Source organism: Candidatus Nanopelagicales bacterium, assembly GCA_037045355.1.
In the GTDB taxonomy this organism is placed as follows: Bacteria; Actinomycetota; Actinomycetes; order S36-B12.
The window spans coordinates 112,916-126,123 of sequence record JBAOHO010000029.1 but is presented as its reverse complement, the minus strand read 5'-3'; the positions used below and the strand labels follow the sequence as shown (position 1 = coordinate 126,123).

Sequence of the window (13,208 nt, the reverse complement as noted above, 5' to 3'; positions counted from 1 at the left end):
GACGAGGAGGATCGATGGCGCGCATCGCGGTCATGGGCAGCGGATCCATGGGGACGGCCTACGGGATGATCATGGCCGACGCCGGAGGCGAAGTGGGCATGTGGGCCCGCGAGGCTGAAGTCGTCGCAGACATCAACGACAACCATCGCAATGAGGTGTATCACCCAGGCCTCGATTTGCCGCCGACGATCTGGTGCTCGCTCGATCCGCAGGAGGTACTCGACGGTGTCGACATCGTCGTGCTCGCCATCCCCTCCCAGACAGTCCGGGAGAACCTGACCGCATGGAAGCCATACGTTCCGGCCGATGCTCTGCTCGTCACATTGATGAAGGGAATCGAGCAGGGCACGAAGTTGCGGATGTCGCAGCTGTTGGCGGAAGTCGCGGATGCGCCCCTCGATCGCGTGGCTGTCGTGTCCGGGCCGAACCTGGCGCGTGAGATCGTGCAGCGGCAACCTGCCGCGACCACGGTCGCATGTGTCGACGAACGGCGCGCACAGCAGTTGCAGCTGGCGTCGAGCACCGACTACTTCCGCCCCTATTTCACGACCGATGTCGTCGGGGTCGAGATTGGTGGCGCTGTCAAGAACGTCATCGCCCTCGCCAACGGCATGGCGGTCGGCCAGGGCTTCGGAGAGAACAGCCAGGCTGCTCTCATCACACGCGGGCTCGCCGAAATGTCGCGACTAGGGGTTGCCTTGAGCGCCAACCCGATGACATTCCTGGGACTGGCGGGCATCGGCGACCTGATCGCCACCTGTAGTTCGTCGCTGTCACGCAACCGCACGTTCGGAGAGAACCTCGGCAAAGGTCTTTCCGTGGCCGAGACGATCGAAGTCACCAAACAGACCTGCGAGGGCGTCAAGAGCGCCGTGCCCATCCTGGAGATGGGTCAAGACGCCGACGTTGAGATGCCGATCACCGAGCAGGTCGTGAGTGTCGTCCGCGACGGGATGGCTCCGAAAGAGATGCTGGCCGCGTTGATGTCCCGCCCGGTGCGGGAGGAGCAGGGGCAAGGCGCCTGATGCCCGGCCTGATCGTACTGGTCCGTCACGGCGAGACAGAGTGGAGTCGTAGCGGGCAGCACACTGGGAGGACCGACCTACCGCTCACTGAGAAGGGCCGCTCCGATGCCGCCAGACTGTCTCCTCACCTGGCGGGCCGATCGTTCGGACTGGTGCTGATCAGCCCATTGGGGCGAGCGCAGGAGACCGCTCGATTGGCGGGATTGACCGGTGAGACTGATCCCGACCTTCTGGAGTGGGACTACGGCGCATACGAAGGTCGGCGCACCGCCGACATTCGTGCTGAGTTGGGTGACCCCCAGTGGACGATCTGGCGCGACCCAATACCTCCCGGGGATACCCCCGGTGAACAACCTGAACAGGTGGCACAGCGGGCGCGCAGGGTCTTGGACCGAGCCCTGACCGTCATTGCGAGCGATCAGGACGTGGCGCTCGTGGCGCATGGGCATCTGCTGCGAATTCTGACTGCCACCTGGCTGGACCTGCCCGCCGTGGACGGTCGGCTGTTCGCGCTGGACGCTGGTGGACTCAGCGCTCTGGGCTTCGAACACGAACAGCATGTGATCAGTCACTGGAACGCTCGGAGCCTCTGACGCGCGGAGCCCTGACGCGAGGGGACCCCTGACGAGGGGACCCCTGACGCGCGGGGACACTTAACCGGCAATGGCCACCGCGGCCGATAGCCTGCCAACGTGAGCGACGCACGCACCCGGGTCTTAGTCCTGTACGGCGGGCGCAGCAGCGAACACTCCATATCCTGCGTCAGCGCCGGCAGCGTTCTGGCGGCGATGGACCGCGCAAGGTTCGACCCGATCTGTGTCGGGATCACCCCATCGGGGTCCTGGCTCCTCCAAGATCCTGATCCAGGGGAACTCGTCATCCGCAATGGCATTCTGCCCACGGTCGACCCGACGGGCGACCCGGTCACGTTGAGCTTGGATCCTGACCGACACGGACTCTGGGTCGAGCGACAAACCGGAGCCCGACCTTGGTTCCCGATCGACGTCGTATTCCCGGTACTACACGGTCCTCACGGTGAGGACGGAACCGTGCAGGGACTCTTCGACGTGGCAAGCCTGCCGTACGTGGGCTCAGGAGTGTTGGCCTCGGCGGCTTGCATGCACAAGGCGACCACCAAACGGCTGCTCCAGGCTGCAGGCATTCCGGCCGGGTCGTGGCACAGTTTCACGCGCGGACAGTGGCCGGGGCCGCACGTGGATGTCGTGCGTGGACTCGGCTGGCCGCTGTTCGTGAAACCGGCTCGCGCGGGATCCAGCATGGGGGTGAGCAAGGTTGCCGACATGGACGCTCTGCACGCCGCGGTGGACAGTGCTGCCGAGCACGATCAGCACCTGATCGTCGAGGCGGGTGTGCAGTCTGCGCGCGAGATCGAATGTGGCGTGCTTCAAGGGAGCGGTGACAATCCCCGCGCGAGCGTCTGCGCCGAGATCAAGGTCCGTTCAGGACACGAGTTCTACGACTTCGAGGCCAAGTATCTGGATGACTCGGTGGACTTGATCGTGCCCGCGGAGATCCCCGTCGACCTCGCTGATCGAATACGCGAGGTCGCGGTGCGGGCGTTCCAGGCGCTCGACTGTCGAGGTCTGGCTCGCGTCGACTTCTTCGTCGACTCAGCAGGTGAGGTAATGGTCAACGAGATCAACACCATGCCCGGGTTCACCTCGATCTCGATGTATCCGAGGATGTGGCAGGCGTCCGGTGTCACCTATCAGGACCTGATCGCGACGCTTCTGGACGAAGCCTTGCACCGCCGAGGCTGATCGCTGGGATCGGAGCTCGGGCGATCGGCGGCGTGCGGGGCGCGAACGATGGCGGCCGGTCCCTGAACTACCGTGAGTGGCGTAATCAGTGGCTCCAGTGGGGGAACCGTGGGAGGAATCGTGGCCGACACCGTCGCCGACATCGGGGAGTTCGGACTTCTGGACAGGCTCAGGGCCGCCATCCCGACGCCCGTCGGTGCTCGCGTGGGCATTGGTGACGACGCTGCCGTCGTGGATGTCGCGGCGCCAGTCGTGATCGGCGTGGACGCTGTCGTCGAGGACCGCCATTTCCGGCACGACTGGGTTTCGGCCGATGACGTCGGGCATCGCGCCGCGGCTGCCGCCATGGCCGATGTCGCGGCCATGGGCGGAACGCCGGCTGCCCTGCTGGTGGCTGTGACGGTGCCGCCGGACACGACCGTCGACTGGGTGACCGAACTTCTGCTGGGTATCAACGACGAAGCCGAGCAGGTCGGGGCCGGTGTCGTGGGTGGCGACTTGACCCGAGGGGATTCAATCGTTGTTTCCGTCACTGCCATGGGCAGCGCGGAGCAGGTGGTTCGCAGAGACGGCGCGGAGGTCGGCGACGTCGTCGCCATCGCGGGCCGCCAGGGATGGGCGGCAGCGGGGTTGACCGTGCTCTCTCGCGGATTTCGTTCACCCCGATCGTTGGTGCAGGCCTATGGCCGACCACATCCTCCTTACGACAGCGGACCGGCCGCGGCGGCAGCGGGAGCAACCGCCATGATCGACGTCAGCGACGGGCTGATGGCAGATATCGCTCACCTGGCCCGGGCATCAGGCGTGGTCGTCGACCTCGAGTCCGAACTGATCCCGGTCGCCGATCAGCTACAGGAGACCTCGTCGGCGTTCAACGTCGATCCGCTCACTTGGGTCCTTGCCGGCGGCGACGACCACAGCCTTGTCGCGGCATTTCCCGCTGGGACAGCTCTCCCGCAGATGTTCACAGCGATCGGTCGGGCCGTGGTCCCCGGGACCAACGGACCGGGCGTTGCGGTCGACGGGCGGATGTGGAGCGGACAGGGTGGCGGTTACGACCACTTCCGTTGACGAGGGATTCCGTTGACGTGGATTCCGTTGACGGGGATTCCGTTGACGAGGGATTCCGTTGACGAGGGACCACCGACGCCCCGCGACTCAGCCGTCGAGACGGAGGCATTCCCGCAGGGGCCCTTTCTCAGAAGGGGGCTCCTGCGGAAGGATCTCGTCCGGAAGGATCTCGTCCGGAAGGAACTCCTCCGGAAGGAACTCCTCCGGAAGGAACTCCTCAGGAAGGAAGTAATCCCCGCACGTAGGCCGCCTGCCCGACATGCTGGGTGACGTCGTTGACCACACTCACGAGGCGGATGGCGGCGGTGACGGGTGGATCCCACCGTTCGTCGACGATGCGGTCGAAGTCAGCGTCAGTAAGGGTGTCGAGGATCTCGTTGGTACGAGTGTGGACAGCGGAGTAGTAGCCCTGCAGGTCGCCGGCCGACGCCACTACCTGACGCACTTCGTCGGCGGTCTGACCATATCCGATGTCGTGCGGGTCGAGAGGGAGGGCAAAGCGTTCGCACCAGCCGTCCGCGAGCCACACCTGGTCATGGCCTGCGATGCCGGCGAGGTGGTCGTCCTGGACCCGTGCCAGATGCCAGATCAGCCACGAAATGGGGTTGGCGTGGGGCCCTGGGCTCCAGGCAAGCTGTTCCTCATCCAGGTCCGAGAGCACTTCAGGGACTGATTCGTAAACGCGAGCGAACGCGTCCCGCAGGAGCGAAACCGAGCGGTCGGTCACCGGTCAGGCTCGGGTGACCTTGCCCGCCTTGAGGCAGGAGGTGCACACGGTGAGTTTGGTGGGCGTACCGTCCACGATGGTGCGCACCGGCTGAACATTGGGGTTCCACCGACGCTTGGTGCGGCGGTGCGAGTGGGAAATGCTGTGGCCGAAGCCGGGGCCCTTGCCACACACGTCGCATTTGGCAGCCATGTCACACACTCCTGTCACCATCGGATGCCGGTTGGCTCCGGATCAGTTCGGTTGGCCAACTCCGGGCCACACTGTTGAAAAGCCGCACTCTCAGGCGAGATGCAAACCGTCCTAAACCATACCGGACTCGATTGACACCGCGAAATCGACGCGATGCAGGACTAGGTTGAGCGCATGTTCGAGATCGTCGACTCCGACGTACTCCGCTCCTGGGTACGCACGGCCGTGGTGGCGCTGGGTGAGGCCCGAGCGGAGATCGACGCCCTCAATGTGTTCCCCGTTCCCGACGGAGACACGGGCACCAACATGTACCTCACCATCGAGGCCGCCGAGACAGCCATGATCGAGGCCGATGCCGCACTGGCCGAAGCGACCCCCGAGACCGAGCGGATGCTCGTGATGTCCACGGCCCTGACGAAGGGCGCCATGCTCGGGGCGCGCGGAAACTCGGGAGTAATCCTGAGCCAGATCATGCGCGGCATGGTCATGGTTCCACCGGTCGATGACGAGGGGGCCCGACCGGCGGCCGACGTGTTCCGGGCGGGCCTGCTGCGCGCCAGTGAACTGGCTTACTCGGCGGTCGGATCCCCGAAGGAGGGGACCATCCTGACCGTCGTGAGACGCGCCGCCGAGGCGGCAGCCGCGGCTCCACCTCACGGCAACCTGGCCCAGATGGTCACCATCGCCGCGGATGCTGCCGACATCGCCCTCGACCAGACGACCGAGCAGCTTGAACCGCTGCGTCTGGCCGGCGTGGTCGACTCCGGTGGCCGGGGTTTCGTTGTCATCCTGTCCGCTCTGGTCGAGGTGATCACCGGCCGGCGCCGGCCCCCTCCGGTCATCAGCAGCAGGCCCAGCAGCCCTCCGGGTGGCAGCAAGTCGGGGGGTGACTACGTCGGGCCCGCTTATGAGGTCATGTATTTGCTGGAGGCCGACGATGACCGCGTGCCCGCCCTCAAGGTGACGCTCCAAGCCATGGGCGACTCCCTGGTCGTCGTCGGGTGGCGATGGCCTGTGGAACGTGCACGTGCACGTCGATGACGCCGGTGCCGCGGTCGAGGCGGGCATGGACACACGGCCGGCCCTACCGCATCCGGATCACCTACCTGGTCCACCCCGGATTCCCACGCTCACCGGGTGCGGGAGGGGCGCCGCGGTACGTGGCCGTCGCGCATGGTGGCTGGGATCGCGGCGATCTGCTTGCGGAACTCGATGATCGGGGCTGGTCGTCGCCAAACCTCAACTGGCACCGGCGACGGGTGAGGTCCTGGCAGCCGTCCTGGGGCAAGACGCGGGTGAAGTCATCGTCCTGCCCAGCGACAAGGACATCCGGGCCGCGGCCGAGGCCGCCGCGGTCTCGGCGCGGGAACAGGGATTACGGGTGGCGGTCGTTCCCACCCGTTCCATCACCCAGTCACTCGCCGCCATCGCCGTGCACGACCCGGGACTGGCGTTCGATGACGATGTCGTGGCCATGTCCCGGGCATCGGGTGCGACCCGATACGGCGGTGTCACAGTGTCGTCCCGCGAAGTGATGACCACGCGCCGGGCGCTGTCGGCCAGGGGACATCCTGGGGATGGTCGACGGCGACATCCTGCAGATCGGTGCCGACTTCACCCGTGTTGCCCTGCTGACACTCGAGTTGATGCTGTCCGCCGGTGCCGAACTGGTGACCATCGTCCGCGGTGAGGATGCCGAGGACTCCGTGGTGGACGCCGTGGTCCGGCGGATGGGCGAAGATCACCCGGGAGTCGAAGTGACCGTCTACGACGGTGGTCAGCCGGTGTGGCCGCTCATCTTCGGCGTCGAGTGAGCATGCCACCCTGGGACTCATGGCGGCTCTGAGACGACTCCCTTCGGGGACTGCTGGGAGCCAAGACCGTCAAGGCGCTCGACCAAGCACTCGATATTCAGACGGTCGCGGACCTGCTGGACCACTATCCCCGCAGGTACTTCCGGCGCGGGGAACTCACCGATCTCAGCACGCTGCGGCCTGACGACTTCGTCACGGTCATGGCTCGGATCAAGTCGGTGCGCACGAGCACTTATCCGGACCGGCGCACGGGGCGGCGTGGACACCGCACGGAGTTGGTGGTGACAGACGGAACCGGCGACTTGCTCCTGACCTTCTTCAACCAGCGCTATCTGGAGGGGAAACTCCCGGTCGGGCAGCTGGGGCTCTTCTCCGGTCAGGTGGGCACGTTCAAGGGCAAACCGCAACTGATCCATCCGGAGTTCGAGGTATTGGCGCGCACCGTCGATGACGCAGCCGCCGACCAGGCTGCTGTGGGATTCGCCGATCGGCTGATCCCGATCTACCCCGCGGTGAGCAAACTGGCCAGCCCGGTGATCGCGCGGGCAGTCGAGGCCGTCCTGCCCCAGGTGGACCCCATCCCCGACCCCGTCCCGGGGGACGTGTTGCGGCGATCGAACCTGGTTGATCTCGATACTGCCCTTCGCGAACTGCACCTGCCATCGGATCAGGGGTCCCTGGATCGCGCCCGTCGCCGCCTCGTCTTCGACGAGGCACTGGGTCTGCAACTGCTGTTGGCGCAGCGCCGACAGCGCACCTCGGAACTTCACACCGCTGCCCGCCCCCCGGTCGGCGATGCGCTCCTGGCCGAGTTCGACGGGGCAATGGAGCTGACGCTGACGTCCGGGCAGCAGCGGGTGGGGCAGCAGATCAGCAAGGCCTTGGCCGGATCGCAGCCGATGCACTTGCTTCTCCAGGGCGACGTCGGAACCGGCAAGACCCTGGTCGCCTTGCGCGCGATGCTGCAGGTCGTGGACGCCGGCGGGCAGGCCGTGCTGCTCGCCCCCACCGAGGTCTTGGCGCACCAACATCACGCCAACATCGTCCGACTGCTGGGGCCGCTGGCCGAAGGCGGATTACTCGGAGGCGCCGAGCATGCGACCCGGGTGACGCTGCTCACCGGATCCACTCCTGCGGCTGCTCGGCGCCGCACACTGCTCGACATCGCCTCAGGTGAGGCGGGCATAGTCGTCGGTACCCACGCCCTGCTCCAGGATCAGGTGCAGTATCGGGACCTGGGACTGATCGTGGTCGATGAGCAGCATCGTTTCGGGGTGGAGCAACGCTCGGCCCTGCTCGAGCGGATTCCCGGCCAACGCCCCCACCTGCTGGTGATGACCGCCACCCCCATTCCCCGCACTGTCGCGATGACTGTCTTCGGTGATCTCGACGTGGTCATGTTGACCGAACGCCCCACCGGGTGACCCGCAGATCAACACACACGTGGTCAGTGAGACGTCCCAGCCCACGCACCTCGACCGAGCCTGGGAACGCGTCGCCGAAGAGGTCGGCGCCGGTCACCCGGTGTTTGTCGTCTGTACCCGGATTTCAGACGACAGTGAGGAGTGGGACGGCGACGAGGGGGCTGACGTCGACGACGGCAGCGACGGCGACGTCAGTGAGGTGCCTCCCTACGCGGTTGAGACCTTGGCGGCGGAACTCGCCGCTGGGCCCCTGTCGGAGGTCCGTGTCGGAGTCATGCATGGTCGGCTGAGCACCGACGAGAAGAGTCAGGTCATGCGCGCGTTCGCGGCCGGGCCCGAGGACCCCAGCGGATTGGATGTGCTGGTCAGCACCACCGTGATCGAGGTCGGTGTCGACGTGCCGGACGCATCCATGATGGTCATCATGGATGCGGAACGATTCGGTGTGTCCCAACTGCACCAGTTGCGGGGCAGGGTTGGTCGCTCCGGTCAATCGGCGCTGTGCCTCTTGGTCACCCGGCTGCCGGTGGGGGAGCCGGGCTACGAGCGCCTGAGACAGGTCTCCGCCACGCTGGATGGTTTCGTGCTGGCCCAGTTGGACCTCCAGTTACGGCGCGAAGGCGACGTTCTGGGTTCCTCGCAGTCGGGAAGGCGTTCGTCGCTGCGGTTGCTGTCGGTCCTCCGCGACGAAGAGGTCATTGCGTCAGCGCGGCAGGCTGCCGTCGATCTTGTGACCTCGGATCCCCAGTTGGAGAACCATCCCGCTCTGGCGGCCTGGACAGCGTCACTGCGGGAGCAGACCGCCGCGGAGTACCTGGACAAGACATGACGCGCATCGTGGCTGGTCACTGGCGTGGTCGACCGCTGACCGTGCCCCGCACCGGAGTGAGACCGACGTCCGATCGAGTGCGTGAGGCCGTGTTCAGCCGACTCGACCATCTGCTGGTGAGCTGGGAGGACCGGACGGTACTCGATCTCTACGCAGGCTCCGGAGCTCTCGGGCTCGAGGCGCTGAGCCGCGGGGCCGCCCACGCCACCTTCGTGGACCGGGATCGGGGCGCGGCGGCGAGCATCCGGCGCAATGTGGCCTCCTTGGGGGCGGCTGACCGGTCAAGAGTTATCGCATCGTCAGTGCTTACGGTCCTCGGGCGAACCCAGGAAGCAACGTTCGACATCGTGTTCGCCGACCCCCCGTACGACGCCGTCGCGGCGGAGATCCCGAATGTCCTGACCGAACTCGTCGCAGGGGGCTGGCTGGCGTCCGATGCCGTTGTCGTGATCGAGACCGGCAGGCGCTATGCGCTCAGCTGGCCCGCCGGACTAAGCGGTGATGGCGATCGCGAGTATGGCGACACCATGATTTGGTACGGTCGCAGGCACACGACGCCGTCCGGTAGCGATAAGGATTGACCCATGGCCACCGCCGTCTGCCCGGGTTCGTTCGACCCGGTGACCAACGGTCATCTGGATGTATTCGAACGTGCCGCGGCTTTGTTCGAGCATGTCACGGTGGCCGTGCTCATCAACAAGACCAAGTCCAGCGTGTTCACAGTCGAAGAACGCATGGAGATGCTCTCCGAGTCGTTGGCTCCGTTCCCGAACGTCAGTGTCGACGCGTTCCACGGCCTGCTGGTGGACTACTGCCGCGACAAGGGCATCTCGGCCATCGTCAAGGGTCTGCGGGCCGTGTCGGACTTCGATTACGAGTTGCAGATGGCGCAGATGAACCACCGGCTGTCCGGGGTCGAGACGCTCTTCGTGTCCACCAACCCCATCTACGGGTATCTCTCGTCCAGTCTGGTCAAGGACGTCGCGACCTACGGCGGCGACGTGACCGGTTTGGTCCCCGAGTCGGTTCGGGTGAAACTGGAAGACCGTGTGCGCCGCACCTGATCGGCCACTGCAGCAGTGAGACGATGACAGCTCCTGGGGAGGAACTCGTGGACATCAGCCAGACCTTGGACGCCCTCGCTGAGGTGATCGCCGCTGCCAAACCGCGCGCGCTCGGGGGTGGGGCGATCATCGACCGTGACCAGGCGGCCCAACTCGTCGAACATGCCCGCAGCGTGCTGCCCGACGAGGTTCGCCAGGCCCAGGGGATCATCGCCGAGCGGGACGCTGTCATCGCCGAGGCCCAGGAGACCGCGGAGCAGGTCGCGGCCGACGGTCGCGAATACGCGGCTCAGTTGGTGTCGGAACATGAAGTCACCCAGGCGGCGCGGATCGAGGCCGAACGCATCGTGTTCGAGGCGCAGTCGCAGGCCGATCACAAGCGTGCGGAGGTCGACGCCTACGTCGACGCCAAACTCGCCTCGTTCGAAGGCACTCTCCAGCGCACGCTGGACGCCGTCGCGAACGGCCGCCAGAAACTGGCCGGAGCCGGCCCGGAGGAGCCCGCCGAAACGCCGGTGGCATGACCGAGGAACCGCCTCTCGTCATCGATTCCCGGCGCCTGCCTCGTCAGCCCGGCGCCTCGCTACGACTGACGGTGCAGGTAGATCCCGACAGTGAACTCGCCAACGACGTCGTGCACGTGGCCGAAGAACCTGTCGCTGTGGAGTTGTTCCTCGAGTCCGTTCTGGACGGGATCCTGGTCACCGGCTCCGCCTCACTGCGGCTGCACGGCACGTGTGTGCGATGCCTGACGGACATCGACAACCCCCTGGAAATCACTTTCCGACCCTTCTTCGTCTACCCCGGCGCCGAGGTCGAGCAGAACGAGGAGTCCGACGACGACATCGAACCCATGGATGGTCCGATGCTCGATCTGCGGCCGGCATTTCGCGATGCGACCCTTCTGGCACTACCCTTGAGCCCTGTCTGTGCCCCAGACTGCCTAGGACTGTGCCCAGAGTGTGGATTCCGAATGGCGGACGACCCGGGTCACGGGCACGAACGCAGCGATCCACGCCTTGCGGCACTGGCCGACCTGCGCACCAAACTGAGCGAAGGAGACTGACGTGGCTGTCCCGAAACGGAAGATGTCGCGCGCCAACACCCGCGCCCGCCGTTCGCAGTGGAAGGCGGCCCCGTTGACGCTCACGACGTGCGACCGGTGTGGATCCGCCAAGCGCCCCCACACGGCTTGCGCAACGTGCGGCACCTACAACAAGCGCACCGTCCTCGACGTCTGATCTTGACTGCAGCGGACGGGTCAGCGCGACCGCCCGACGAACTGTGCGCCCGCCTGGGCATCACCCTGCCGGACGACTTGCTGGTGGAGTCGCTGACGCACAGGTCTTATGCGTACGAGCACGGTGGCCTGCGCCCCAACGAGAGACTGGAGTTCCTGGGCGACGCAGTTCTCGGAGTTGTCATCACCGACGCCCTCTTCACCCGCAATCCTGATCTTCCGGAAGGCCGGCTCGCCAAGATGCGGGCGGCCGTGGTCAGCGCCAAGGCGCTGGCGAGCGTGGCTCGTGAGATCGATCTGGGTGCCTACCTCCTCTTGGGCAAGGGCGAGGATGCGACCGGTGGGCGGAACAAAACCTCGATATTGGCCGACAGCCTCGAAGCCGTCTTGGGGGCCGTCTACCTGACCGCGGGTCTCACGGCTGCCACCGAGGTCATCCATCGCCTCATGGACTCCCGGCTGACGGCCGCCGAGGGGCTGGACGCGGAACTCGATTGGAAGACGAGTCTGCAGGAACTCACCTCGGAACTCGGTCTCGGGGCCCCGCAGTACGTGGTGGCCGAGACCGGTCCTGATCATGACAAGGTGTTCACGGCGCAGGTGAAACTCACTGATGGGCTGCATGGACATGGCCGCGGTCCCACCAAGAAGGACGCCGAACAGCAGGCAGCTCGCACGACCTTTGCGGAGATCAGCGAGAACCGGCGCTGACGATGCCGGAACTGCCCGAAGTCGAGACTGTCCGCGTCGGCCTGCAGCGCCGGGTGGTCGGACGCCACCTCGGCGGGGTCCAGGTTGCCCATGAGCGTGCCGTGCGTCGCCAGGCAGGTGGGGTCGACGAGTTCCTCGGCCGGATGTCGCACGTCTCGCCCATCGCGGCGCAGCGGCGTGGTAAGTACCTGTGGCTCGAACTGGCGGACAGCGATGACGTTCTGGTCGCCCACCTGGGTATGAGCGGTCAATTCCGAGTCGTCGACAACAGTGACCTCGTCGAGCCGGATCCACATCGGCGGGTGTGGTGGCCCATGGACGATGGATCGGCGCTGGTGTTCCGCGATCAGCGCACCTTCGGGTGGGTCCTCGCCGACGAACGTGCCGGCGATGTGCCGACGGCGGCCGCCCACATCGCCCGCGACCCTTTCGACCCGCTGTTCGACGCGGGGGAGGTGTCCCGACACATCCGCCGCTCTCGTTCCGGGATCAAGCGGGTGCTGCTGGCTCAGACATTCGTCTCCGGCGTCGGGAACATCTACGCCGACGAAGCGCTGTGGCGGTGCCAGTTGCACCCCGAACATCCCGCGAATCGCCTCAGCAGTTCCCGTGTCGCCGAACTACTCGAAGTGGTCACTGACATCATGCGGGCTGCCATCGCCGCCGGGGGGACGTCCTTCGACCCTCTCTACGTGGCGGTCAACGGCGATTCCGGTTGGTTCGACCGGAGCCTGTCGGTCTACGGCAGGGAGTCGGAGCCGTGCGCGCGATGTGGACGTCCCATCGTTCGGGAACAGTTCGCCAATCGCTCGTCTCATCGGTGCCCGAAATGTCAGCGCCGTCCCCGCGTCTCCACCGCTGGAATTCACCGGTGAGTCCCCGGCGAGGGGCTCACCGGTGGGGCGGCGGCATCCAGCTCCGGAGTCGCCGGAGTTCGCCTGCGCAATGAGGACGGCTCCGGGTTGACTGAGCATCTGCGCCGGCGGCTTCCGCGGCAGGCGAGTTGCTGCCACACTGAGGGTGCTGCGACGCCGCCGTACCCGGGTACCCGGAGGGACCCGAGGCGAGGTGTGGCAGTGCAGGACTCGGCCCCGTGCGGGGTCGGCATGGGGAAAGGCCCTTGGGGCCACTAAGGGGTTGAGATGGCCAAGGCTCTGTACGGGCACATGGCGTCACCTGACCACCGGGCCGCGATCGAGATCGCACGCCTGCGCCGTCGGGTCGCCGAACTGGAAGCGCAAGTCGAGGAACTGCAGTTGGAGCGTTCCCTGTCGTTGTCCGCGTTGGAGGCGGAGTTGCTGGAGCCGGTCGCGCACTGAATGGGTGCGTG

General features: G+C 66.1%; 17 protein-coding genes and 1 pseudogene. 16 read left to right on the top strand and 2 right to left on the bottom strand.

Features of this window, described 5'->3' with window-relative positions; genetic code table 11:
• Positions 1 to 14 precede the first annotated feature (14 nt).
• The 4 genes from V9E98_15740 to V9E98_15725 all read left to right on the top strand — a co-directional run bounded on the left by V9E98_15740 (position 15) and on the right by V9E98_15725 (position 3,877).
• Positions 15 to 1,025, top strand: a complete 1,011-nt coding sequence (locus tag V9E98_15740; protein MEI2718415.1) for an NAD(P)H-dependent glycerol-3-phosphate dehydrogenase — start codon at positions 15 to 17, stop codon at positions 1,023 to 1,025.
• The gene (locus tag V9E98_15735) at positions 1,025 to 1,618 is read left to right on the top strand and encodes a histidine phosphatase family protein (protein MEI2718414.1); all 594 of its coding nucleotides are present in this window, start codon (positions 1,025 to 1,027) and stop codon (positions 1,616 to 1,618) included. Before V9E98_15740 ends, V9E98_15735 begins: the two co-directional genes overlap by 1 nt.
• Positions 1,619 to 1,717: 99 nt before the next feature.
• Entirely contained in the window at positions 1,718 to 2,806 is a 1,089-nt protein-coding gene (locus V9E98_15730) for a D-alanine--D-alanine ligase family protein (protein MEI2718413.1), read from the top strand.
• Between the two features lie 120 nt (positions 2,807 to 2,926).
• On the top strand, positions 2,927 to 3,877 hold the full coding sequence (locus tag V9E98_15725) for a thiamine-phosphate kinase (protein ID MEI2718412.1): 951 nt from the start codon (positions 2,927 to 2,929) through the stop codon (positions 3,875 to 3,877).
• A 217-nt stretch (positions 3,878 to 4,094) separates the two neighbouring features.
• On the opposite strand, the gene V9E98_15720 is transcribed toward V9E98_15725, so the two are convergent.
• Complete coding sequence (locus V9E98_15720) at positions 4,095 to 4,604, bottom strand: DinB family protein (protein ID MEI2718411.1); 510 nt, start codon at positions 4,602 to 4,604, stop codon at positions 4,095 to 4,097.
• A gap of 3 nt (positions 4,605 to 4,607) precedes the next feature.
• A complete protein-coding gene (gene rpmB, locus V9E98_15715; protein ID MEI2718410.1) occupies positions 4,608 to 4,796 on the bottom strand; it encodes a 50S ribosomal protein L28 in 189 nt (62 codons plus the stop codon).
• Between the two features lie 174 nt (positions 4,797 to 4,970).
• Between rpmB and V9E98_15710 the strand changes: the two genes are divergently transcribed.
• From V9E98_15710 to V9E98_15655, 12 genes and pseudogenes are all read left to right on the top strand, one after another.
• Positions 4,971 to 5,837 (top strand): DAK2 domain-containing protein, encoded by an 867-nt coding sequence (locus V9E98_15710; protein MEI2718409.1) that lies wholly within the window; start codon positions 4,971 to 4,973, stop codon positions 5,835 to 5,837.
• Between the two features lie 515 nt (positions 5,838 to 6,352).
• A pseudogene (locus tag V9E98_15705) lies at positions 6,353 to 6,610 on the top strand (hypothetical protein).
• Positions 6,611 to 6,660: 50 nt separating this feature from the next.
• Positions 6,661 to 8,034 carry a DEAD/DEAH box helicase gene (locus V9E98_15700; protein MEI2718408.1) on the top strand — a complete coding sequence of 458 codons (1,374 nt, stop codon included), beginning with the start codon at positions 6,661 to 6,663 and terminating at the stop codon, positions 8,032 to 8,034.
• Positions 8,035 to 8,053: 19 nt separating this feature from the next.
• Positions 8,054 to 8,863, top strand: coding sequence for a helicase-related protein (locus tag V9E98_15695; GenBank protein ID MEI2718407.1), 810 nt, complete (start codon positions 8,054 to 8,056; stop codon positions 8,861 to 8,863).
• Entirely contained in the window at positions 8,860 to 9,444 is a 585-nt protein-coding gene (gene rsmD / locus V9E98_15690; protein MEI2718406.1) for a 16S rRNA (guanine(966)-N(2))-methyltransferase RsmD, read from the top strand. Before V9E98_15695 ends, rsmD begins: the two co-directional genes overlap by 4 nt.
• Positions 9,445 to 9,447: 3 nt before the next feature.
• A complete protein-coding gene (gene coaD / locus V9E98_15685; protein ID MEI2718405.1) occupies positions 9,448 to 9,927 on the top strand; it encodes a pantetheine-phosphate adenylyltransferase in 480 nt (159 codons plus the stop codon).
• 23 nt (positions 9,928 to 9,950) lie between these two features.
• The gene (locus V9E98_15680; GenBank protein MEI2718404.1) at positions 9,951 to 10,451 is read left to right on the top strand and encodes a hypothetical protein; all 501 of its coding nucleotides are present in this window, start codon (positions 9,951 to 9,953) and stop codon (positions 10,449 to 10,451) included.
• Positions 10,448 to 10,993, top strand: a complete 546-nt coding sequence (locus V9E98_15675) for a YceD family protein (GenBank protein MEI2718403.1) — start codon at positions 10,448 to 10,450, stop codon at positions 10,991 to 10,993. Before V9E98_15680 ends, V9E98_15675 begins: the two co-directional genes overlap by 4 nt.
• Position 10,994: 1 nt before the next feature.
• Positions 10,995 to 11,168 carry a 50S ribosomal protein L32 gene (rpmF, locus tag V9E98_15670; protein ID MEI2718402.1) on the top strand — a complete coding sequence of 58 codons (174 nt, stop codon included), beginning with the start codon at positions 10,995 to 10,997 and terminating at the stop codon, positions 11,166 to 11,168.
• Positions 11,169 to 11,170: 2 nt separating this feature from the next.
• Positions 11,171 to 11,878 (top strand): ribonuclease III, encoded by a 708-nt coding sequence (rnc, locus tag V9E98_15665; GenBank protein ID MEI2718401.1) that lies wholly within the window; start codon positions 11,171 to 11,173, stop codon positions 11,876 to 11,878.
• Positions 11,879 to 11,880: 2 nt separating this feature from the next.
• Positions 11,881 to 12,753, top strand: coding sequence for a bifunctional DNA-formamidopyrimidine glycosylase/DNA-(apurinic or apyrimidinic site) lyase (mutM, locus tag V9E98_15660; protein MEI2718400.1), 873 nt, complete (start codon positions 11,881 to 11,883; stop codon positions 12,751 to 12,753).
• A gap of 267 nt (positions 12,754 to 13,020) precedes the next feature.
• On the top strand, positions 13,021 to 13,197 hold the full coding sequence (locus V9E98_15655; protein MEI2718399.1) for a hypothetical protein: 177 nt from the start codon (positions 13,021 to 13,023) through the stop codon (positions 13,195 to 13,197).
• Positions 13,198 to 13,208 lie beyond the last annotated feature (11 nt).